The organism is Paenibacillus sp. PvP094 (assembly GCF_040546835.1).
GTDB lineage: Bacteria > Bacillota > Bacilli > Paenibacillales > Paenibacillaceae > Paenibacillus > Paenibacillus illinoisensis.
The window spans coordinates 1,123,166-1,144,720 of record NZ_JBEPOM010000001.1; the positions used below are offsets into that span (position 1 = coordinate 1,123,166).

Sequence of the window (21,555 nt, forward strand, 5' to 3'; positions counted from 1 at the left end):
TCCCCTTCATTTATTTTACCTCTTCTGTCTTTGCAGCTGCAGTTGGTAACTGAATCATTGGCGTATTGGAACCACTGACATATGGAAGCACACCGTCCCACTTCTTAATCGTTTCGTATTGAACAAGTTGGCTTGTAAGTGATTGTTGAAGCTCTTTATTTGCTTTGGCTTGACCTTCTGCTTCGATCAATAGTTTGTCTGCGTTACCTTGTGCTTCCACACGTTTACGTTCTGCCTCTTTCTTCGCAATTTCAAGCTCAGTCGTTTTACGTTCCAGCTCTTGAGATGCCTCGACTCGTTTATCTATGGCTTCTTGGGTTTTTGCATCTGGTTGAGGAACACCAACGGTCACATTGGATACAATGAAACCCAGTTCTTTGACATCGTCTGCGAAACGTTGTTGAACGTCTACGCCAGCCTCGGATGATTTTTCTCCATATACATCAATTACAGTAAATTTAGAAATACCTTTCCGGGCTGCATCACGAAAACGTGTTTTCAGATATGTATCTTCAATTTCCTGAATGCTAATGGGTCCAAAAGTATTAAAAATCGAAGACACTTGGCTTGGTTCTACTTGATAGTTGTAAGCAAAATCGATTGTGATGTTTTTTCCGTCAGACGTAGCAATCTGAATATCCTTGTATTCAACGGTTTGAATTCGAATTGGATATTTGGTTACCTTATCAAAAGCACCTACCAACTTCCATCCCTGACTCAGCGTATTATCTTTTACACCCCCATTTGGTGAATAGACAACGCCAACATATCCGTTAGGAATTCGTGTCACAAAAAAACTTACCAATACTACCCCCACAATAATCACTAAAGCTACTGAAATGGCCCCTACCTTAAACGTCTTTAGATTCTTCATTTACATCCTCCTCTTGTTTGAATTTGTTGTATCTTTTCAATACTCTTCTACCTACCATATTGAATAGCGGGAACATTAATGACCATAGAATAAATGCTAAGATAAAGACTAAAATCATTCCTCCAATGAATGGCATACTCATCCTCCCTCTAGGGTTGTATCCAAACACAAATTTCATCATCACCTAGAAACTCACACAGTTCATATGCGTTCATATAAATTACACTTCTGCTTAAACTCTCCCGCTGCTAGTCTTTCGTAACCAAACTTTATTAAAAAATGTTGTTTCATTCATCTCTCCCTTCTCCCAATCGTTAACTAAAATAATTAATTCTTCTAAATATATACTTCTAATTTCATATCTGGTTTCAATGATCTCTAAAGGCTCTTGCTGCCAAGTCTCTCCACCTCACTTTTCAATATAGAAAAGACATGAAAGAGCAAGTCCACGTTGCCGCCTGATCTCGACTCTCTGAGCTCATTCCTTTGCACATAAAAAAACATCCCGGCATACATGCCGAGATGTTTGGTCCATGTAGAGGTCCACACCTCTACTATTCAATTTTACTTCTGCAAACCTTAAACTTCCTGTCCATTCGACTTCCTGAACCGAATCAGGGACCAGATAATCAATACGGCAAGGACACCGAGGCAGATACTGATGCTGAACCGATTGCCCTCATCAAATATGAACATCACCGCAATTACACCAAGCGCCAGTACGGCCAGTCCGGTTACGTAAGGGAATCCCCAGACTTTGAATGTCGGTTTGACCGGGTATCTCTTCCGCAATTTTAACTGGGAAGTGGCGATGCATATCCATACAAGCATCACGACGAACCCTGGCACTGCGAGCAATACGCGGAACAATTGATCCTGAGCGAACAGTCCAAGCATGGAGCCTCCGAGCAAAATAACGGAACAGACCAAGAGCGTATTCACCGGACTGCCGCTCCGATTGGTTTTGGACAGTGCTTTAGGAGCCTCACCACCCACCGCCATGGAATGAAGCATCCGGGATGCGCCGTAGATGCCGGAATTGGCAGCCGATAAAACGGCAGTCACCAGAATAAAGTTCATAATATGCGCTGCACCAGGTAGACCTGTGGAAGCCAGCACTTGTACAAACGGGCTGCTCTCCGGCCCAAGCTCATTCCACGGAATCAGACCACAGATGATGAGAATCGGCAACGTGAAGAACAAAATAATTCGGAGCATGAAATTTCCCACAATTTTCGGCATGACCTTGTCCGCATTTTCCGTCTCCGTCAGTGTCAGACCAATGAGTTCCGAGCCTCCATACGAGAACATAACGACCAGCAGCGCGGAGAAGATCGATGACCAACCATTCGGGAGGAAACCTCCGGCTTGTGTGTAATTTTGCAGATAAGGTGTATTATCACTTGGAATAATGCCAAAGATCAATGCGGCACCCAGGATGATAAAAATAATGATCATGGCAATCTTGATGCCCGCCAGCCAAAATTCAAACTCCCCGAACACCCCAACACTCAGCAGATTGACGAGTATAATAAATGCCGCGCACGCCAGACTCAGCATCCATAACGGCACTTCCGTGAACCAATATTGCAAGAAGCTCCCCGCAGCAATTACCTCAATGACACACACGGATAACCATAGGAAGCAGTACATCCACCCCATAACAAAGGATACCCTGCTGCCGAAGGCTTCCTGCACGAAGTCTTTCATGTTTTTGTTTTTATAGACGGTAGCCATCTCCGCCATCGCTGCCATTACAACCAGCAGTAACAGTCCGGCAAAAATGTACGTTAAAATAACACCCGGACCTGCGAGTCCAATCGTTTCGGCACTGCCCTTAAAAATTCCTGTTCCAATGACACCGCCCATGGCCATGAAGCTGATATGTCTTGGTTTAAGCTTTTTCTGTAATGTTCCTTCTGTCTGAGCCAATTCAAGTCCTCCTGATGTCAACAACGTCTGTAATCTTCTCTCAAGCTTTTATAACATAATTTCCAGTATACCCTATTGTTCATGTCTCAGCACAGAGATTCGTTATGGCAAATTCATTCAATTCACGTACCCACGCCAAAAAACCAGAACCCTGTCGAGGCAGAATCCTGGTTGATTACCCTTTTGTAAACGAAATTGAAACAACGAGGAGGACTATGCGAGCGTTGATAACTCCTTTGTCATAAATGCACTATTCGGGTCCAATATATAATCTGCAAAAGGCTCGCAGTATTCGAATCCGAAGTCTTCATACATTCGGCGTGCCGGGATAAACGAATCCATCGATCCGGTCTCCAGGCTAATGCGTTTGTATCCCCGAGTTCTGGCAACCTCAATGATGTGAGTCAGGATTTGTCTCGCTACGCCTTTTCTGAGATGAGCCTTGGCTGTACGCATCGATTTCAGTTCGGCATGCTCGGCGCTCAATTCCTTCATGGCTCCACATCCCAGCAATTCTTCACCTTCCCATGCGCACCAGAATGTAATCTCTGGTTTCTTCAACCCATCTAGATCCAATGCATGAATGCTTTCTGGCGGCGAATCTTCGGCCATGCCAAGCAAATGTTCTGCGATTAACCCCTGAACCTGTTTCCCACTCAAATCATCCACTCTAATCTCCATAACAACCACTCCTGCCAACAATTTTGGTGTATTCCATCGATGTTTTTTAACTTTATGATTTCATCTTACTACCGTGGCAGGTTTACTGACAAGGGATTAAGAAAACCCACTGAAAAGTGTATTGTGATCCCCTAAAATTTCCAGTATGATGGGGCTATCTGATTTTCCAAAGGGGCGAAGATATTGAGCCAACCATACAGTTCATTTTCGTACTGAGGTGAAGCGAGCTTCATTTATCTTCAAAGGAGACCAACATGACACTGACAACGGACAACCTGTTTTATAGCAAACGATTGAAAATGACACCTCCGCGTGAGGGAGACGTACAGACGATGCTGCAATGGAATGAAGATCCGGAGTATCTTCGTAATGTAGATACCGATATCGCCATCCCCTACTCGGAGAAGCAATTGGAGGATGAGGGGGAAACGAAAAACAAAGAAGTATACTTCAGGCTTCGAACACACGAAGAGGATACACTAATTGGTTTTGTTGTCATTCACAGCATTGAATGGAATAACCGCTGCGGGCAGCTGGCCATCGGTATTGGACTCGCCGAACACCGCAACAAAGGGTATGGAACAGAAGCGTTGCATCTGATTTTGCGATATGCCTTCCATGAGATGAACCTCGATCGTGTGGGGCTGGACGTCATTTCGTATAACGCAAAAGGGATTCGTGCCTATGAGAAGGCCGGTTTTCAGTTGGAGGGGCGAGCACGCTCCGCGGTATACCGGGATGGACGGCGTTATGACCGCCTGATGATGGGCATTCTGAAGCCGGAGTGGGAAGCACTCAATCCAATACAAATGGAGGATGAACAATAATGGCCTTGAATACAGAAGTCACGGAGTTTATCGAACAGATCTCAACCCCCTGGCAAATCGCCGTAGCAGGACAATTACGCCAGCTCGTGCACGATTCCATTCCGGACGCGCAGGAGCGCATACAATACAAGAAGCCTCATTTCCTGAAGAACGGCAAATATGCCGCGGTCATCTCCCCTTCCAAGCAGGCGGTGTCCTTCACCATTTTTAATACGGCTTCACTTGATCTGCCCGATGGAGTATTTGAAGGCCCAGCGGAACGCAAAACGATTAAAATCAAGGAAAAGGATACACCGGATTATGAATGGCTCGCTGGTCTCCTGACGCAGGCATCTGCAGAATTGTAGAAGGATGTACAAACTAATCTATTAGAAGTGCTTTCTTTAGAGTGTAATATGTTGGACTCGTTCTATTCCAAGATAGCATCTGTAGTTCTCTAATTTGCAAATGATGCTTTTAACAATATATTACCATCGGGTTATCGAATCAAAAATTGCATTTCCGCAAGAAAACGAAGATAACATACACCAGGTCAACCATGGTGGGCCCTGACCGTGCTCGACCTGGTTTATATAACCACGTCCCTCTAATCATACTAAAAATCAAACACAAGCGGTTAGTGGTAATGCTTCACTGCCCTGTCGACTTCTCTAGTTCATACACCTCATTGCATCTTTTATTTATCCAGTCTACTGCTGATTCTGCTTCTTCTCTTAACATAACGCCTTGTTTGCACTTATACTGATAATTTTCTTTTGCCCAAACCAGTATGATCTTTATATATTCTAAAGTCTCAATTTTACATGTACTGTCCTCTTCACCATCTTCGGCAAAAATGTCTTCAATAGTTGTAAAATATTCATCTGATTTTATTATGTTTACATTCCCCCCACCTTCGTATGTAGTTACCTTTCCTTTTAATAATTCGAGTAATTTTTCAATTTCATCCTTTACAGTAGCAAAATCTCCAAAAATATCCGAACCTAGTGAATTACTAATCAGATAACCATTCTTTAATGATGTATCTATACCGAAATCCAAAATAACCTCATTAAAATCTTCATTGTATTCAGTTGTATACAAATATTTAATCATGTTGTTATCTCCATTCTCCTTAATACAACGGATATGCTGACGTGATTTTCCCACTTTTTACAACAAACTCAATATTCATCCCTGTACTTGCAGTCCCTCTATACCTATTATTTTTGAAAACAACTTTGTTGTTGAAAGCTATATTTATCTCGTCAATAACTTGCTGCGATGTCCAATCTTTCGGAAAAAACGTTGTCTTTGCTTTCTTCAGTACTCCATCAACTTCTATATTAGCTCTGTATACACCATACTCATTAGGAGGATCAACATTCCCAACAATTTTCCCCTTACTATTTGGCAAACCTTCATAATGAAATCCAACTGCTTGTCCTTTTATGAGTTCGCCCTCAAAAATATGATTTAACGCGTTGCTCGTTGTTCCTTTTTTGAAAGCTTCTGTATTTTTTAAATCATCGAGATTCCAATTAACTTCAACAGTCTCCTTAACAATCTCCTTTTCCTTCTCCACAAATTCAGAAAATTTCGAGGACTCTCTCGCCTTTTTGCTTTCGGCAATGTTTTCAGTGATTCGCAAGCGTTGATCCTGAAAACCATGAAAGCCACCCGTCATATTTCCTGTTCCAGGACGGGAAAACGAATTGATTTTCGCTCCCCCACCTGTAGATGTAAATAGATTGTGTGGCTTAATCATCGTTGATGCATACCCGCCACCCAGCATCAATCCACCCACACCAAAAATATTAGCCCAGTGCTCACTAGACCAAGCATTCGTTGGGAACGTAGCTTCACGGATCGTACCATGAATACCGAATGTAAGCCAATTCGCTGTATCATTCGGAGAGTCGAACGCTTTATTCGCTCGATCCATATACCCCTGAACAAGACCACCAGGGATGCCGAACGTCCAATAATCCAAAAATCCACCTACACTATCGTAACGCTTCTGATACCGATCATCTGCAGATTGCATAAAAGCTTGTCCCAATTCGACCAAACTGTCAGCAGACTTCTGGAAAGCATTACGTGTATCGGCTGCGGGAGCCCTACATTCATCCGGTGGAGGTGGAGCACATCTTGGGTCATAGGATTGTACCGTTTGACTATCGGCCATCCGAAACTTTTCGGAATGACTTCTGAGCTCTTTCGATATTGACATGGATAAGGTCACAAAGTTATCCATAACCCGCTGTGCATGAGTAAAATCAGCATAAAAGTTTTCTTTTGTACTCCCATCCCATGCTCTCTCAATCTCAAACATTCGTTGTTTCAGGTTGTTATTCATCTGATAAATCTGGTTCTGAGCAGCTTCGAACTGTCTGGATACAGCAAGAAGTTGCTCTGGTGTTACTTTTATAGTAGTCATAGCGTACCTCATATAATAAGTTTCCGTTGTTAAACGAAGCTTTCATCCTCACTACAATGGCACAAGAATTCGGCAACCCGTAGTATGAAATATTATTATAAATGAGGCACACCGTGAGTAGGTAGCTACTCACGATGTATTTACATAGTCCACTTTTCCCTAATTATCTCCAAAACATAATACTACTTGGAACCTATTCAGAGTCCTGCTCCAATCATTCGGCAATCTAGTTAAGATTGCTGGTACGTCACCGCAGTCATCTGACACGGCTCACATAGAAACATGTAATACATACCCTCGCCATACTCCTCGATCTGTGCCCAGTCTACCTGCCCAACCGCCCTCATAGTTGTGGAGCAGCAGGGACAGACCGGATACGCTGCATCCTGAACCCATCCGGGATGACCGCCAATCTGGGATAGTGACGGTTCCATGGCCCACTCACTGCCATGGAAGGCCTGACGGGGCTCTGTCGCAATGTAGAATGAATCACCAGCATCCGGGTCAGGTTCGAGCGAATTTTCGGGATCAATGTCATCCATTCCTACTGGCATGACATTGTGGGGACTCCAGAAGGGCTCCCCTGCTGAGCTTGTCTCCATATACACCACACCGTAGCAGCTGCAGTTAACGCAAGTTCGAATCTGTAGCTTTTCGGCTTGCCAGGAAACATTTTGCAAGGCCGGATGTCCGACATCCAGAGCAACCAGAGTGGTTAAGGCAGTTCCACACCATGGACAGCTGCTGGAACTTAATTGAAGCATTTGAAGGGGTACGCCGCTTGAAGGCGCAATCGTTCCATCCTTTGCATCACCTTTATATAATGAATAACTTGGGGTGGTGAACAAGTCTCTCCGCTTCACGTCCTCGGTGAGTTCCCACCCGGCTTCGAAGGTGTATTGCTCTGGTTTTACATATAACTGATCTGCCCAGGCCGGCGGAGACTGCTTCCACTGCCAGAACTGCTCAACGACTACCTCATCGCCGATATAGGCTAACATAATCAGGATATGGTTACGATTCTCGTCATCGGTGTGCACCTGCTGCAAGAGTAGATCCCGCACTTTCGCTGAGGCACTTTTATATAGGATCGCAGGATAGTAGATCTCCTGCTCCAACAACTCGGGAATCTGTGCAGCGAGCGAGATATCATGGTAACAGACCAGGTACAGCAGAATGTCTTTGCCGGTATCAACATCATCGGTACGAATCAACTCCATCGCATAGTCTGCCATCGCTTCCTGCTGCTCGGCAGACAGTGACAGGTAGACTTGCTCTTGGGAACGTTCAAACGGCACATAGTGGATTAATGGATCGCGTACATGAGGTGTATGCATGATTTTCAGAATCTCCACCGGATCATGTACTCCCTCATACAAATTCACGTCCCGTCGATTCGCTTCAATGTATTTCCGGCGTTCCTCCCGCTCCATCTCCTGCTTGCAGGGCATGCAGTAACCACCTGTTTTGGCCGCGGTTGCAGGTAAAATCGTATTGGTGCATCCTTCACGGATACACGGAATGCGTTGTGTCATTCCTTTGTACCTCCTTGCCGTCTGATCGATATACCCCCGAGTATATCACAGGAAAATGATGGGATGCATACTGGCTCTGCTCAGACGGATTTTCGCCTCATGTGAAAAACACGCCACAATTTGTGGCGTGCTGCTCCTTACTGATATCGCTTCGACCCGAAGCCACAATTCATCTTAGTGATGTCCTAGCTGGTCCTTGGTAAATTCATAAAAGGCTAAGGCATCTTCACTGCTGGCAAAGCCCGCCTGAGCCATTCTGTCACTGCCCCCGCCCTTGCCTTGGTAGGCTCCGAGATTGCCCTTGAAAAATGGACCGCAAGACCACTCAGGCGGCTGCCCGTTCTGAGCCAGAACAACCTTGGCCTCCGAGATGCTGGCAAAGAGCACGATGCCCTCATGATCTTCCGTCAGCTTGGTCGCCAGGCTCTGCATGTCCTTGAGGGATTTGTCCTCGAATACCTGGGCAATAACCAATCCTTCCCGTGCAGATAGGAGTTCCTGTGCATAATACGCATCATTGGTCGATTTGACCGTACTCAGCTCGGATAGAAGCTGTTTCTGGTCTGTTTCCATTTTGTCTATACGGTCAAGCAGCTCTTCCCTGCTGGTTTTTAATTTCACCGATATTCCGTTTAACACCTGCTGTACTGCCGCGAATTCGTTTAATGCTCTGAATCCGCATTTGAAATAGATGCGCGTGCCACCTTTAACCTTCTCCGTTTTCAGCAGCTTAAGGATGCCGATCTCGCCTGTTGCCGCCACATGCGTGCCGCCACAAGCATTGTATTCCACACCCTCCATCTCGACAATACGAATGTCCTCTGTCACAGAAGGCTGCTTCACGAGCGGCAGACGCGCTGCTTCCTCTGCAGTAACCCAGGAGCTGCTAATGCGGGCATTGCGGTAAATCTGGCGGTTCACTTCCTGCTCAATGGCTGTCAATTGATCCGCTCCCAGTTCTGCAGCAGCTACATCAATCGTTGCATATTCGGTTCCCAGATGAAAACTGAGCGTCATCGCATCAGCCAGCTTCAGCGTGATGGCTGACAACAGATGCTGCCCTGTGTGATGCTGCATATGATCGAATCTGCGCTCCCAGTCAATCTCGCATTGAACCTCCTTCTGCTCAGGCGCCTGCTCGACCTTATGCCATACCTCGCCATCTTCGATGTTTACATCAAGAACATCGACACCTCCGATTCGGCCCAGGTCACAGGGTTGTCCACCCCCATGCGGATAAAATGCCGTCTCCGCAAGCGTGATATATGTACCGTCTTCCTTGTCCACTCTACCCGTAATTTGTGTATGCCAATCCCGCGTGTATGCGGAGTCGTAATATAACTTTTGTGTCATTAGCTAATCCTGATCCCTTCTCGTTCAATTTAAGTGCTGATCCATGCACATTCCTTACGTATCTGTTCTACAGATTACACTATTTGGCATGAGGACACCAAATTTCTGCCCTGCCGCTATAGCTTCTTAAACAAAAAGACCACTCTGTAACCAAGCTACAAAGTGGTCTTTCTTACTTACATCCATATTGGATGAAACGTTGATTATGGATATCTATTTCATTGACTCGGACAGCTCTGTGAAAATAACTCCCAGTGCGTATGCACCGGCATCCGGATATCCCAGACTGCGATCTCCAACCGTACCTGCGCGGCCCATGCGTGCCACGATGTCTTCGGTTTTCTTCGCACCTTCGACTGCCGCTTGTGCCCCTTTTGCAAACGCGGTTTTGAAGTCATCACCGGCATTTGCACTTTGTGTCCAGGAATCGGCACAAGGTACGAGTGCATCAATCAGCGTCTTGTCACCCACAACTGCGCCGCGTCCGAAGGACCGCTCACCCGTGGATTGAATGCCTTGCACGGCTGCTTGCATCATCTCGGCAAACTCGGATACGTTCAGCTGCTGTTTATCTCCTACAGCTTTGCCCGCTGCGCGGAATGCCGAACCCCAGATTGGACCGGATGCCCCGCCGCAATACTCCATAATAACGAGCGAGCATGCATCCAGGAACGAACCGATATTCTTCTTCTCTTCGTTGATAATATGGTTCCATTCGCGCTTCAGCTGACGGAAACCCTTCGCCACGCTCATCCCGAAGTCGCCGTCCCCTGCATGGGAGTCCAGTTCACAAAACGGTACCTCGTTCTTGATGATGATCTCACCCATCTTATCGATCAGGTACACGATGTTGTCCAAGGAGAATTGATTGTTGTTAATCACTGCAGCAGATGCAGGTGTCTCTACTTCATAGGAAACCGTAGCGTCTTCACCTACAACTGCTTCAAGTGCTTCGGAGTAGGCTACTTGTGCAGCCGGAGGACCGGAAACCTTGAATGCAGGTGTGTCACTTTCCTTAAACAACAACGACTTGAGTTCATCATCCAGCTTCAGGATCGTCAGCGATGCGCCAGCCATATCGATGCTGGTCATATAATTGCCAACAAAGGTGGTGGCTACTTGTAAACCTGAACGGCCTGCCAGCTCGCGCTGAACGGAGTTGTTAAGCAAGTATAGTTCCTGCAGCGGTGTTGCACCAAATCCGTTCACGAGCACGGCAATCTCCGCGGATGTGTCGCCATCCAGCTTCATGTCTGCCAGCAGGGCTTCAACCATGCGGCCTGCCAGCTCATCGGCAGAAACGATCTTCTCACGACGAATTCCAGGTTCACCATGGATACCAACACCGAACTCCATTTCATTGTCCGCAATTTCAAACGTTGGTGTCCCTTTGGCAGGTACGGTGCAGGACGTAAATCCAAAACCAATACTGCGTACGTTCTGGGCTGCCTTCTCGGCAACCAATTTCACTTCTGCCAGACTGCGCCCTTCTTCAGCTGCAGCTCCGGCAATCTTATGGACCAGAACCGTTCCGGCTACGCCGCGGCGTCCTACAGTGTAGAGACTATCCTGTACAGCAATGTCATCTTCAACACGCACGTACTGTACATCGATACCGTCTTCTTCCGCCAGATGTGCAGCATTCTTGAAATTCATCATGTCACCGCTATAGTTCTTGATGATCAAGAGTGTGCCCTTGCTGCTGGCCGTTGCCTTAATTGCCTGGTACACCTGAATCTGGGAGGGTGATGCGAATACATCTCCACATACCGCAGCATCCAGCATGCCTTTCCCCACATAGCCAGCATGAGCCGGTTCATGACCACTGCCGCCGCCGCTGATGAGGCTGACTTTGTCCGTATTAATCTCTCTGCGTTTGATGACCTTATACTTTTTCAAAAATTCAAGCTCGGGGTGCGCCAGCGCAATCCCGTTGCACATTTCCATCACGACATTTTCAGCCTGATTGATAATTTTCTTCATTACTTTGCCTCCCGGCGAGCTTTGTATTCCCGTCCCATACGATCAGCCGCTGCAATGGCAGCAGCTACTTCTGGAACAGTGATAGGGAACGGCATCGCGTGAATGGATTCTTCCGGAATACATGCGATCTCTGCCACTTTCAGCAGCTCTTCTTGCGTAATGGTATCTACACCGATATCCGCCAAGCTTACAGGCAGTCCCACCTCGAGGCAGAAGTCCATAACTTCATGCAGCTCTTCGGTTGGTGCATTTTCGAGGACAAGCTGTGCAATCGTACCGAAGGATACTTTTTCACCATGGAAGAAGTGATGTGTACCCTCCAGAACCGTCAATCCGTTGTGGATAGCATGTGCTGCGGCCAGACCGCCACTTTCAAATCCAAGACCTGACAACAGAATGTTAGTCTCAACGATATTTTCCAGCGCTTGCGTTACAACGTTGCTGTCGCTGGCTACTTTTGCTTTTGCTCCGTCAGTCAGCAGCATTTCATAACACAATTTTGCCAGCGCCAGTGCTGCATTCGTACCTACAGCAGATGGAGTATATCCTTCGCGGGATCCCATTGGCAGACTTGCGTTTACACGGGAATACGATTTTGCTGTTGCTCTTGCTTCGAAGTACGTAGAGAGCGCATCTCCCATACCGGATACCAGGAAGCGTGTTGGTGCGTTAGCGATTACGGTTGTATCCACCAGCACTACGCTTGGACTTTGTTTGAAATATGCATAGTCATCAAACGAGCCTTCGGGTGTGTACAATACCGCCGAGTGACTTGTTGGTGCATCGGTTGCAGCAATGGTTGGGCAAATGATCAATGCTTCACCTTCCGCTACGCATTTGGCTGCATCAATGGCTTTACCACCTCCAAGACCGATGGTGCAGGTGCATCCTTTTTCCTTCGCAATTTCCTGCAGACGAGACACTTCCTGACGGGAGCACTCCCCTCTAAAACCGCTTTCAACAAAGGTAATATTGAACTTTTCTGCTGTTGCATCAAGCTTCGCTTTGACGCGCTGTACATCATCCGGATGTGCGATCAACAATGCGGAATCTCCGAAGGATTTCACAAAGTAACCAAGGTTCAACAGTTCATCTTCGCCTTGCACATATTTGGTTGGACTGATAAATGCTTTTCTCATAATGGTATGCCTCCTAAAGATAGTTAATAGGGTCGTGTTAATGGATCAAATTTGAATGGTTCACAATTAACCTAAATATATCTCATGAATGAGAGAGACACATTGGACTTTAATAACAAATTATTATAACTTCCAATCGTAATTTTTTGCTTTTTTCTGAAATCATGGTATGTTATTGTCATTGGATGGTTGAATGTTGACATCATCTTACATTACCCGTTTGCATCCTATTCTAATATGTACAACTTGCTAACTTTTTAGCGCTTAAGGGCCATTAATCAGGTTAGCTATGGAGGTTCACACAATGATTAAAGAATACTTGCACATTAATAAAATTCTCGACCTAAATAAATGGAAGCGCCTACAGGATTCACTGGCGAATGTAACCAAGCTGGCCATCCTGACCGTCGACTACAAAGGCATCCCAGTGACAAGCCACAGCAGCTGCCAAGCGTTCTGCCAAAATGTACGCAAAGATCCCGAACTGCTTTCCTACTGCCAAAAATGCGATTCACGCGGCGGGCTGGAAGCCGTTCGGTTGAATGAACCTTATGTATACTTGTGTCATTTCAATATTATTGATATCGCCATTCCCATCACAATTGACGGGAAATACATTGGTGCCGTGCTCGCAGGGCAAGTTAAACTTGCAGATCCCAATAAAGGAACTGATCTGGAACAGATCGTCTCTTCCAAAAACGTGCCCATGCATGAAGCGAAGCTGCAGGAACTGCAGGACGATTATGATCAACTGCCTGTCATGACCTATGAAGAGATTGTGAAAATTTCCAACATGCTGTCCCTGCTGTGCAACTATATTGTAGAGGAAGCTCTCAATAAAAATTTGCTGGTGGAGATGTTCGAGAAGGCTTCCGGATCTCAGGAATCCGTTAATCTATCTACGATTTTGCCCGGGTATTCCATTCGCAATATTGAATCCATCAAAAAGGAAATGACCAATGCGATTGCGGATGCCTATCTCAAAAACAGTCCAAGCGATAATGCATGTACCAGCCCTGCGTTACAGCCTGCTTTTGAATATATTCACAGTCACAAGAGTGAACAGGTGACATTGAAACATATGGCAGATCTATGCCACCTTAGTCCAAGCTATTTCAGCAGACTGTTTGCCAAGGAGACTGGGGAGAATTTCACAACCTATCTGGCCAAACTCAAAATCAAGTGGGCCAAGCAATTGCTGGAGGTCACCGACATGCCAATCTCACAGATCAGTGATGAGCTGGGTTTTAATGAATCCGGGTACTTTATCAAAATTTTCAAAAAATTCGAAGAGATCACACCGGCCCTATATCGCAAATACATTCAAGAGCAATCTGTCACCTAGTTTAACTACTTCATCTGTTCCTGAACCCAGATCGCAGACTCAGCTAACATCTCCATCAATCCGTTAAAGTGGGGGGCCACCTCTTGAAATGGATGGTCCCCAGCATAGTCGTGGATAAGCATCAGAACTTTACCCGAATTCCGTTCTAGAACAGCAATGCTTCCTTCTCCAAATCCACCAATCGGGAACGGATTCAGGTCTTCAGACAGGTCATACTCTTACTTATACTCATGATACGCTTCCACAAAAGGGAAACCTAGTATTACTGGTTACGGGTCTTCAATGTAACTGACTTCAGAGGGGATCAATTTACCACGGTACTCCCTGAATTCAACTTCAATTGAACCTGTGTATGTCCCCGGAGAAACTTGCACCGGTATTTCAGCAATCAGCTTGTTGTCCTGAACCCGGTACCTCAGAATAAGACCAACACTTGCTTCTTCAAACCATGTTCCTGAACCATCCATAGGATAAGAATAGACATACTTTTTACCGTCAATGTTTATCGTGTATTCAACCGTTGCTGTGTGTTCCTTATACACCGAAGACAAGGCATTTCGAGCTTTTTCTATTGCATCCCCGACGGGTATTTCAGTCCAGTCCTCTTGTAACACATGAATGGCTGAGTCCCGCACCCCAGTACCTTTTCCAGTCGTAAGTATAATGATCAATTCGTCCTGAGCTTTGCCATCTATATTGGCGGTAACCAATTCCGGGTAAAAAGCGGGCTCGCTAATGTTCTCCCATGGAAATAATTTCGTTTGGTTGTTCCATGTGACTGTAATACCGGAGTACATCCCTTGAACAGGTTTGGTTGCTGCGCTTAATGTAATGTCTTGTTGATTTTGTTTGAGATCTGCCAATACAGTTCGTTCTTGATTGGGAACAGGAAGATAACCCGGTAGAGCAATGATTGCTGCACAGATTAGTTTGGGTATGATCAACAAGCTCATCATCGAACCTCACTTTGCTATTTATAGGAATTGAGTTTCGCAACTCACTATTAACAACAGTGCTCAGCCCCGTTTAGTTTTGGAAGTAATCTATTTATTCTTCTCTATTCCTGGCCTCAATGTCATCATCTCCAGTAAGCCACGTAATGCGGCCGATAGATGAGCTTTTCGGGCATGTACAAGTCCCACTTCCAATCTGCAATATGGCTCTGGCAAAGATATCACTGAAATCTCTCCTCTTAATTCGGCTTGAACAACCGAAGATCGCGGGAGTAAAGATACCCCTATTCCGGCAGATACACCACTTAGGATCGTGTTCAGTGTACCAAATTCCATTACATTGAGCGTATGGACCCCACGGCTATGTAGAAAAGCTTCAGCTTGAATTCTGTGCGTACACCCGATCTCAAAGAACAACATCGGTTTACCTAATACTTCGGCCATCTGATGCAAGCCGGGTTCCGCAATCAGAACCAGTTCTTCATCAAACACCTTGATATAGTTCAGTTCAGGATGATCGACTGGCCCATAGACTAAGGCACCTTGCAGATCATGCTGCATGACCCTCTGATTCAGCTCATGGGTCCCTCCTGTGACAAGTGAAGCCTGTACCTCTGGATAACAGGAATGGTATTTAGCCAGGAATGGAGCAAAGAAGCTGGAGGCCGCTGTCTCAATGGAACCCAAACGAAGCTTCCCTGCAGGTTTACTTCCTGTTTGAGTCGACAATTCTGCTTCATGCAACAAATCCAGTATTTTATCTGCATACCCGAGCAAATGCTCTCCAGCAGGTGTAAGTACCATTCCCCGGTTCTTGCGATGAAAAAGTGGAACTTGAAGTTGATTTTCCAGCTGCCTGATCCGCGTTGTAACATTGGACTGCACATAATTCAGTGCCAATGCTGCTTTACTAATACTTCCTTCTCGAGCAACAGTCCGAAATATTTTTAGATCTCCTGCATCCACGATAATCACCTGCTTGCTAGCTATTGTTTTTATTGATACCCACATTCAATTCTGTTCATTTTACGTGAAACCACCCCAACTGTACAATGAGGCTCAATCATGACCTTTAATTACATCAACGGGAGGAATAACATTATGAAAGCTATTATACATTCAGGCCGAAGTGGCCTCAGGGGGCTCCAATATACATCATTCACAAGTCGACCACCAGGGTTCGGCGAAGTCAAAATTCAGTTAAAAGCCGCCGGTCTTAACCATCGCGATCTCTTCATCATGGCAGGTCGGACAACCCATGACGCCCCGCTCATTCCAGGCTCCGATGGGGCTGGTATAATAGTAGAAACTGGCGAAGGAGTAATACACCCTTCTGTAGGTGATGAAGTTATTATTCATCCAACTCTGGGTTGGAACTTTGCAGCAGATGTGCCGATCGTACCTGAGATCGTAGGTGGACCAACGGATGGAACACTTGCACAATACATCACACTCCCTGCTGATAATGCATTGCCCAAGCCATCTCATCTCACATGGGAGGAAGCAGGGGTGTTATCCCTATCGGCATTGACGGCCTATCGTGCGTTATTCACCCGTGGTGGTGTTCAGCAGGGAGAACATGTTCTGATTCCCGGCATTGGAGGTGGCGTAGCCACCTATGCTCTTCTCATGGCGGTATCAGCCGGAGCCAAGGTAACAGTAACCTCAAGGAGCGAAATGAAGCGAAATGAAGCCATTCAATTGAGAGCTGTACAAGCATTTGGCAGTCATGAAGATTGGAGTAGGCATAACAAACTTGACCACGTGGATCTGATTTTGGATAGCATCGGACAAGCCCTTTTCCCCCAATATTTCGATCTTATCCGACCGGGTGGCCGAATCGTGATGTATGGCGCAAGCTCCGGAGATGATCTGACTGTTCCGATTAGATCGATCTTTTTCCCTCAAGTTAGCCTGATCGGCACTTCCATGGGAAGCCGTGAAGAGTTTGTCCAGATGCTGCAGTGGGTGAAACAACATAATATACACCCTGTAATCGATAAAGTGTATCCGTTACAGGACACAGCAAAAGCATTCGAACGCATGGAAAAGGGAGAGCAGTTTGGCAATCTTGCTATACGGATCGAGTGATTACTTACACTATGAATTATTCAGGAGGTTTTGTTATGTCCGACCATGCACAATTAGTAGAACGGGTTCGCAAGCTGATGAATGCCGAAGGAACGGAAGCAGAACTGGATGATATGCTGACTGAGCTGCAGCAGCAGCTGCCATATGCCGAGATCAGTAATTTGATTTTCTGGGATGATCGAGACCTGACTCCCGAACAGATTGTAGAAGAAGCACTGGCTGCCCGTCCTATCCAGCTTCCGCCTCAATCCTAGCTTCTCATTCAGGAGGTGAACGATCGCTATGTCTGAACCAAACTACAATAACTTTGAACAGCTAGATTTCGACGCACTCAGTGAAGAAGAAAAGCGGCAGGCTCTTCGTAATTTGACAGAGCTAACAGACCATCATCTCACGCAGCAAGTTCTGGCTATCGGCATGAATTCTCAAGAAGAAGATCTGGTGCGCATCGAAGCCTGGCGTGCCCTTGGTATGGTATGCTCCTCTGATCTTCTGGATGGAGTCCTGCATGCTGCCGCGCAGCTTGTTCGTGACCCGGACGAAGATGAGGATGTACAAAACTACGCCTTGCAGACTCTAGCCCTACTGCCCATCACCGAAGCCGAGATTCAATTGGCTCTGGATGTTTTGCAGGGGAGTGCCTACATCCTGGTCAAGGGAGCTGCATTTGCCGTTCTTGCTGCACATCAACACGTTTCCGGTGCTCGGTCTGCGCTAGAATCACTTCAATCCGATTCCGATTTCGGCTCTTCTGCGAAGCGGGTAATACAATCGAACCAAGGAAGTGATAACCTATGAACAAACATGACCCTTCTTCCCGTGAACATGAAGCTTATGAAAATATGGATCAGTCCAATGCAGCATCGGGAGAACATGCCGTGAAGCCTGTCTACCTGACCCAGGGTGAAATCAATGCTTTGCAGAAGGCCATCATGTTCCTGAAATTTGAATGCGAGGAAACCGACTCTCTCCTCTACGCGGGCAGTCCTCTGCTGAACAGTGTGCTGGAAAAGGTCCGGGATGCGCATGACTATGCTGAGTACACCAAAGACTTTCACTCCCGTCCCAATGAATATGCCGAACGTTTTATGAGAGCCAAACTGGAGCGTTCCTACGCAGAAGAATTAGCCCCACGTGAACGAACAGCAGAACAACTGGCTGAAATTCTAGGCGCCTGCATGTACCCTTTTCCAGTGAAATAGCATTCAATATGTCTGGGTATCTGCATGATTAGATAGTGATTGTTTAACTGTACTGCTGGAGTGGTAGATTAAACTCATACCACACTTCTTCCAAATTTTCGTTATAATGTAAGCATTACACCGAGAAGCGGGAGGCGAATTATGGAAACCGAAGGTTTACGCAACGTTGAACAATTAGCCTTGAAGAAGCACAAGATTTACAAACAAAGTTTAATCAGGTACCTCTCACGTTCCATGTTAGCCAGCATGTTTATCGGATTTGGTGTGATCGTGGCGTTTAAGACAGGTAACTTCTTCTATATGGAGCAGTCCCCATTTACATACCCCATGGCAGCACTTACGTTTGGAGCGGCTATTATTCTGATTGCGTATGGCGGGGGTGACCTGTTTACCGGAAATACGTTTTATTACACGTATGCTGCACTCAGGAAGAAGCTGCGCTGGCTCGAAGTCGTGAAGCTGTGGATCGCCAGTTACAGCGGGAACCTGATGGGCGCGGCTGTCTTTGCTCTATTAATCTATCTGACTGGATTATTCGATTCATCTCAGGTCAATGGATTTCTGCTAAGTGTGGTGGAGCACAAGATGGAGGCACCGGCGATGCAGCTCTTTTTCCGGGGAATTCTATGTAACTGGCTTGTGTGCCTGGCATTCTTCGTGCCGATGTTCATGAAGGAGAACGGCGCCAAAATGTTCGCCATGATGCTGTTTGTCTTCTGTTTTTTCATCTCGGGTTATGAACACAGCGTAGCCAATATGTGCACGTTCGCCATCGCACTGGTACTGAATCATCCGGGAACGATCTCGTTTGGCGGGGTCATTCATAATCTCGTTCCGGTAACCCTCGGCAATCTGGTGGGAGGCGTGCTGCTAATGGGCTTTATGTATTATGCGGTAAATAAACCATTTCTCGATGATGAGACTCACTAACGTATGAAAAATCCCCCGCGACCATCCATCTCAAGATGTTGGTTACGGGGGACTTCTATTTTAATTCCAGATGTAATATGGGAAAAGGATTACCCGAGCCATCCAGCTCCGATCTGCCTGTCTGCACAAACCCCATCCGGGTATAAAACCGTGCAGCTCCCTCGTTTTGTTCATTCACATCCACTTTGAGATCGTTACCCTTAAGGTCAATGGCATGCGTAACAAGCATCCGTCCAACACCTTGCCCATGCTGATCCACATCCACGAATAACATCTCAATGTGCTTGCCATCCAGCCCCATAAAACCAATGGGTTCTCCCGCCGAGTCCACCGCTTCCCATACTTCCATGCCTGACAGAGCTTCACTCACCACACTTTTATAAAAGACAATATCCTCTTCAGCCAGAAACGTATGCGTCGCCCTCACAGCACGTTCCCAGATGGAAACCAGCTTGGCATGATCCTGCTTACGGTATGGTATGATCCTCATCTTAACTTCCCCTCCCATATAAAGACTATTATATGAGCATTATACTTAAATCTAATGCACTAATATATTAGATCCCACTCGTTCAATTCGTCTATATGTTGGTAGATCAGCGCGCTTCTTCCTTTCCATATGTCGCCGATAGCCAATAGAAACTAATCGAATAATGCTAAATACCTGAAGGCAGAATTGGATGTCCAGATCGAGTTGATCTATCGTTCGTTCATCCTCTCTTAGCTATTCGCGGCGATCTCCGGCTTCCAACGAAACGTGGCAGCGGATTGGGATGGTAGCGTGTATTGAAACGTCTTTCCTTCCATAACGACATGGAAGGAAGCATCTTTGTCCCCCGTGTTAGCCGCAACCAGCACCATGGTTCCATCCGGATTGCGAAAAGCTACATTTTTCAGCTCATCCGATTCTTGGGTAGACTCCACTCTTAAGGCTCCTGTACGCACATAACGACTGACATGTCCAAGCGCATAATACTCGACATTACGGGTCACCTCACCGTTATCCGGGTTGATTGTCACTACTCCCCGGCAGTTCGCACAGCCACCATTTGTAGGTCCGCCTTGCGGATCGAGCGCTATATTCCAGAGCAGTACGCTTTTGGCCCAGTTTCGCGGAGCACCGACTATCAGATTGGACATCTGCCAACTTAGATTTTCGCCAAAATCAGGACTCCATTCCCCACCACTGCACTCTGTAAAATAGATGTTTTTATCCGGAAAACGATCATGCACTTCCGACATGGCGGAAGGCTCCCCTCCATAACAATGGAATGCCGAACCATCAATGTAGGATGCAGCGGCTTCGTCGCCAAGTACGCTGCCTGTATACTCCACTGCCTGATCCCAGTTATGATCATAACTGATGATGCGCGTGTCCAGTCCTGCCTCTTGCATGGCCGGCCCAAGGTAATCCCGGATAAACATGGCCTGTTCCTCTGCCCCCATGCTCATGCTCGGATAGTTAGCCGTGGTGAACTCCGGTTCATTCTGCAGCGTCATTCCATAGATGGGCACACCCTGGGCCTGATAGGCTTGGATATATTTTACGAAATAACGTGCGTAAGCATCATACACTTGAGGATTGCTGTAATCTAGATACCAGCCATTCATGGTCTTCTCACCGTATTTCATCCAGGACGGGGCAGTCCAGGGCGTGCCCATAACCTTGATGTCCGGCTTTAGTCCAACAATGTGTCTCAGCATACCCACCACTTCCTGATCTTTCTCGATCGAAAAGTGCTCCATATTATAATCCGTACCCGATTCGATATCATTATACGTGTAACTTGATGGTTTCCCTGATGCATCCACCGAATAATCGGAGGAACCAATGGTATGTCGCACCATGTCCAGATTCAAGCCTTCCGTGGTATACAGCTCCTGAAGTAACTGTTCTCCCTGCTCTGGTGGAAGCTGGTTGATTAAGTAAGTGGACGAACCTGTCATGGCAGCACCGAATCCATCCATGGTCTGATATGTCTGGGACGGATCAATGATGATAGTGTAATCTGCATCTGCGTCGGAATCATTCTCCTCCGATGTATTCCAAGAGATTGGCTGCTGCGGTTCCAATAAATGCTGCTGATCTCCGGTTGTCAGCCATACTTCAGCTGTTGCAGGTTTCTTCTCTACTGGTGGCGGTATGGCATCCTCTTCGGTGTGGCTTGTCATCCACCAAACGCCGAAACCAGCCACAATGCATACAACGAGCGGCAGGATGATCCAGGCTGCTTTCCTCTCTTTCCATCGTGACTTCATCTCATCACACGCTCCTCTTCAGGTGTGGAAAA

General features: G+C 46.4%; 21 protein-coding genes. 8 read left to right on the forward strand and 13 right to left on the reverse strand.

The window, feature by feature from the left end; all coding sequences use genetic code 11:
• Positions 1 to 10: 10 nt before the first annotated feature.
• The 3 genes from ABIC22_RS05330 to ABIC22_RS05340 all read right to left on the reverse strand — a co-directional run bounded on the left by ABIC22_RS05330 (position 11) and on the right by ABIC22_RS05340 (position 3,487).
• Positions 11 to 874 (reverse strand): prohibitin family protein, encoded by an 864-nt coding sequence (locus ABIC22_RS05330; protein WP_095361063.1) that lies wholly within the window; start codon positions 872 to 874, stop codon positions 11 to 13.
• A 579-nt stretch (positions 875 to 1,453) separates the two neighbouring features.
• Positions 1,454 to 2,806 carry an amino acid permease gene (locus tag ABIC22_RS05335; RefSeq protein ID WP_354479046.1) on the reverse strand — a complete coding sequence of 451 codons (1,353 nt, stop codon included), beginning with the start codon at positions 2,804 to 2,806 and terminating at the stop codon, positions 1,454 to 1,456.
• 213 nt (positions 2,807 to 3,019) lie between these two features.
• The gene (locus tag ABIC22_RS05340; RefSeq protein ID WP_354479049.1) at positions 3,020 to 3,487 is read right to left on the reverse strand and encodes a GNAT family N-acetyltransferase; all 468 of its coding nucleotides are present in this window, start codon (positions 3,485 to 3,487) and stop codon (positions 3,020 to 3,022) included.
• 254 nt (positions 3,488 to 3,741) lie between these two features.
• Here ABIC22_RS05340 and ABIC22_RS05345 point away from each other — a divergent pair, with 254 nt between their 5' ends.
• Together ABIC22_RS05345 and ABIC22_RS05350 are read left to right on the forward strand one after the other, a co-directional pair.
• Positions 3,742 to 4,314 carry a GNAT family N-acetyltransferase gene (locus ABIC22_RS05345; RefSeq protein ID WP_170948106.1) on the forward strand — a complete coding sequence of 191 codons (573 nt, stop codon included), beginning with the start codon at positions 3,742 to 3,744 and terminating at the stop codon, positions 4,312 to 4,314.
• A 5-nt stretch (positions 4,315 to 4,319) separates the two neighbouring features.
• Positions 4,320 to 4,661 carry a DUF1801 domain-containing protein gene (locus tag ABIC22_RS05350; protein ID WP_354485861.1) on the forward strand — a complete coding sequence of 114 codons (342 nt, stop codon included), beginning with the start codon at positions 4,320 to 4,322 and terminating at the stop codon, positions 4,659 to 4,661.
• Between the two features lie 283 nt (positions 4,662 to 4,944).
• Here ABIC22_RS05350 and ABIC22_RS05355 read toward each other — a convergent pair whose 3' ends face one another.
• The 6 genes from ABIC22_RS05355 to ABIC22_RS05380 all read right to left on the reverse strand — a co-directional run bounded on the left by ABIC22_RS05355 (position 4,945) and on the right by ABIC22_RS05380 (position 12,743).
• Positions 4,945 to 5,409, reverse strand: a complete 465-nt coding sequence (locus tag ABIC22_RS05355) for a hypothetical protein (RefSeq protein WP_127538446.1) — start codon at positions 5,407 to 5,409, stop codon at positions 4,945 to 4,947.
• A 19-nt stretch (positions 5,410 to 5,428) separates the two neighbouring features.
• The gene (locus tag ABIC22_RS05360) at positions 5,429 to 6,733 is read right to left on the reverse strand and encodes a WXG100 family type VII secretion target (RefSeq protein ID WP_354479053.1); all 1,305 of its coding nucleotides are present in this window, start codon (positions 6,731 to 6,733) and stop codon (positions 5,429 to 5,431) included.
• 230 nt (positions 6,734 to 6,963) lie between these two features.
• Positions 6,964 to 8,268 carry a DUF1963 domain-containing protein gene (locus ABIC22_RS05365; protein ID WP_354479056.1) on the reverse strand — a complete coding sequence of 435 codons (1,305 nt, stop codon included), beginning with the start codon at positions 8,266 to 8,268 and terminating at the stop codon, positions 6,964 to 6,966.
• Positions 8,269 to 8,442: 174 nt separating this feature from the next.
• The gene (locus tag ABIC22_RS05370; protein ID WP_354479059.1) at positions 8,443 to 9,621 is read right to left on the reverse strand and encodes an alanyl-tRNA editing protein; all 1,179 of its coding nucleotides are present in this window, start codon (positions 9,619 to 9,621) and stop codon (positions 8,443 to 8,445) included.
• Between the two features lie 213 nt (positions 9,622 to 9,834).
• Positions 9,835 to 11,604, reverse strand: a complete 1,770-nt coding sequence (gene dhaK, locus ABIC22_RS05375; protein WP_354479062.1) for a dihydroxyacetone kinase subunit DhaK — start codon at positions 11,602 to 11,604, stop codon at positions 9,835 to 9,837.
• Positions 11,604 to 12,743 carry a glycerol dehydrogenase gene (locus tag ABIC22_RS05380; protein ID WP_354479065.1) on the reverse strand — a complete coding sequence of 380 codons (1,140 nt, stop codon included), beginning with the start codon at positions 12,741 to 12,743 and terminating at the stop codon, positions 11,604 to 11,606. The genes dhaK and ABIC22_RS05380 overlap by 1 nt, the downstream gene beginning before the upstream one ends.
• Positions 12,744 to 13,047: 304 nt before the next feature.
• Here ABIC22_RS05380 and ABIC22_RS05385 point away from each other — a divergent pair, with 304 nt between their 5' ends.
• Positions 13,048 to 14,088, forward strand: a complete 1,041-nt coding sequence (locus tag ABIC22_RS05385; protein ID WP_354479068.1) for a PocR ligand-binding domain-containing protein — start codon at positions 13,048 to 13,050, stop codon at positions 14,086 to 14,088.
• Positions 14,089 to 14,357: 269 nt separating this feature from the next.
• Here ABIC22_RS05385 and ABIC22_RS05390 read toward each other — a convergent pair whose 3' ends face one another.
• Complete coding sequence (locus ABIC22_RS05390; protein ID WP_354479071.1) at positions 14,358 to 15,041, reverse strand: hypothetical protein; 684 nt, start codon at positions 15,039 to 15,041, stop codon at positions 14,358 to 14,360.
• Positions 15,042 to 15,131: 90 nt separating this feature from the next.
• Positions 15,132 to 16,007: a LysR family transcriptional regulator gene (locus ABIC22_RS05395; RefSeq protein WP_354479074.1), complete on the reverse strand. Its 876-nt coding sequence runs from the start codon at positions 16,005 to 16,007 to the stop codon at positions 15,132 to 15,134.
• Positions 16,008 to 16,142: 135 nt separating this feature from the next.
• Here ABIC22_RS05395 and ABIC22_RS05400 point away from each other — a divergent pair, with 135 nt between their 5' ends.
• The 5 genes from ABIC22_RS05400 (at position 16,143) to ABIC22_RS05420 (ending at position 19,264) form a co-directional block, all read left to right on the forward strand.
• On the forward strand, positions 16,143 to 17,132 hold the full coding sequence (locus ABIC22_RS05400) for a zinc-binding dehydrogenase (protein WP_354479077.1): 990 nt from the start codon (positions 16,143 to 16,145) through the stop codon (positions 17,130 to 17,132).
• A 35-nt stretch (positions 17,133 to 17,167) separates the two neighbouring features.
• A complete protein-coding gene (locus tag ABIC22_RS05405) occupies positions 17,168 to 17,386 on the forward strand; it encodes a hypothetical protein (RefSeq protein WP_255248034.1) in 219 nt (72 codons plus the stop codon).
• Positions 17,387 to 17,414: 28 nt separating this feature from the next.
• Positions 17,415 to 17,930 (forward strand): hypothetical protein, encoded by a 516-nt coding sequence (locus ABIC22_RS05410; RefSeq protein WP_354479081.1) that lies wholly within the window; start codon positions 17,415 to 17,417, stop codon positions 17,928 to 17,930.
• The gene (locus ABIC22_RS05415) at positions 17,927 to 18,334 is read left to right on the forward strand and encodes a hypothetical protein (protein WP_354479084.1); all 408 of its coding nucleotides are present in this window, start codon (positions 17,927 to 17,929) and stop codon (positions 18,332 to 18,334) included. Before ABIC22_RS05410 ends, ABIC22_RS05415 begins: the two co-directional genes overlap by 4 nt.
• A gap of 141 nt (positions 18,335 to 18,475) precedes the next feature.
• Complete coding sequence (locus tag ABIC22_RS05420; protein ID WP_095288637.1) at positions 18,476 to 19,264, forward strand: formate/nitrite transporter family protein; 789 nt, start codon at positions 18,476 to 18,478, stop codon at positions 19,262 to 19,264.
• 55 nt (positions 19,265 to 19,319) lie between these two features.
• Here ABIC22_RS05420 and ABIC22_RS05425 read toward each other — a convergent pair whose 3' ends face one another.
• Together ABIC22_RS05425 and ABIC22_RS05430 are read right to left on the reverse strand one after the other, a co-directional pair.
• Positions 19,320 to 19,754 carry an acetyltransferase gene (locus tag ABIC22_RS05425; protein ID WP_354479088.1) on the reverse strand — a complete coding sequence of 145 codons (435 nt, stop codon included), beginning with the start codon at positions 19,752 to 19,754 and terminating at the stop codon, positions 19,320 to 19,322.
• A 230-nt stretch (positions 19,755 to 19,984) separates the two neighbouring features.
• Entirely contained in the window at positions 19,985 to 21,523 is a 1,539-nt protein-coding gene (locus ABIC22_RS05430; protein ID WP_354479091.1) for a glycoside hydrolase family 30 protein, read from the reverse strand.
• Positions 21,524 to 21,555: the final 32 nt, after the last annotated feature.

What these genes read in the sequence shown, in the direction of transcription:
- ABIC22_RS05390 (WP_354479071.1), bottom strand. Translation starts at nt 15,041, where the DNA reads ATGAGCTTGTTGATCATACCCAAACTAATCTGTGCAGCAATCATTGCT.
- ABIC22_RS05355 (WP_127538446.1), bottom strand. Translation starts at nt 5,409, where the DNA reads ATGATTAAATATTTGTATACAACTGAATACAATGAAGATTTTAATGAG.
- ABIC22_RS05385 (WP_354479068.1), top strand. Translation starts at nt 13,048, where the DNA reads ATGATTAAAGAATACTTGCACATTAATAAAATTCTCGACCTAAATAAA.
- ABIC22_RS05405 (WP_255248034.1), top strand. Translation starts at nt 17,168, where the DNA reads ATGTCCGACCATGCACAATTAGTAGAACGGGTTCGCAAGCTGATGAAT.
- ABIC22_RS05340 (WP_354479049.1), bottom strand. Translation starts at nt 3,487, where the DNA reads ATGGAGATTAGAGTGGATGATTTGAGTGGGAAACAGGTTCAGGGGTTA.
- ABIC22_RS05425 (WP_354479088.1), bottom strand. Translation starts at nt 19,754, where the DNA reads ATGAGGATCATACCATACCGTAAGCAGGATCATGCCAAGCTGGTTTCC.
- ABIC22_RS05415 (WP_354479084.1), top strand. Translation starts at nt 17,927, where the DNA reads ATGAACAAACATGACCCTTCTTCCCGTGAACATGAAGCTTATGAAAAT.
- ABIC22_RS05430 (WP_354479091.1), bottom strand. Translation starts at nt 21,523, where the DNA reads ATGAAGTCACGATGGAAAGAGAGGAAAGCAGCCTGGATCATCCTGCCG.
- ABIC22_RS05345 (WP_170948106.1), top strand. Translation starts at nt 3,742, where the DNA reads ATGACACTGACAACGGACAACCTGTTTTATAGCAAACGATTGAAAATG.
- ABIC22_RS05410 (WP_354479081.1), top strand. Translation starts at nt 17,415, where the DNA reads ATGTCTGAACCAAACTACAATAACTTTGAACAGCTAGATTTCGACGCA.
- ABIC22_RS05365 (WP_354479056.1), bottom strand. Translation starts at nt 8,268, where the DNA reads ATGACACAACGCATTCCGTGTATCCGTGAAGGATGCACCAATACGATT.
- ABIC22_RS05330 (WP_095361063.1), bottom strand. Translation starts at nt 874, where the DNA reads ATGAAGAATCTAAAGACGTTTAAGGTAGGGGCCATTTCAGTAGCTTTA.
- ABIC22_RS05400 (WP_354479077.1), top strand. Translation starts at nt 16,143, where the DNA reads ATGAAAGCTATTATACATTCAGGCCGAAGTGGCCTCAGGGGGCTCCAA.
- ABIC22_RS05370 (WP_354479059.1), bottom strand. Translation starts at nt 9,621, where the DNA reads ATGACACAAAAGTTATATTACGACTCCGCATACACGCGGGATTGGCAT.
- ABIC22_RS05360 (WP_354479053.1), bottom strand. Translation starts at nt 6,733, where the DNA reads ATGACTACTATAAAAGTAACACCAGAGCAACTTCTTGCTGTATCCAGA.
- dhaK (WP_354479062.1), bottom strand. Translation starts at nt 11,604, where the DNA reads ATGAAGAAAATTATCAATCAGGCTGAAAATGTCGTGATGGAAATGTGC.
- ABIC22_RS05420 (WP_095288637.1), top strand. Translation starts at nt 18,476, where the DNA reads ATGGAAACCGAAGGTTTACGCAACGTTGAACAATTAGCCTTGAAGAAG.
- ABIC22_RS05380 (WP_354479065.1), bottom strand. Translation starts at nt 12,743, where the DNA reads ATGAGAAAAGCATTTATCAGTCCAACCAAATATGTGCAAGGCGAAGAT.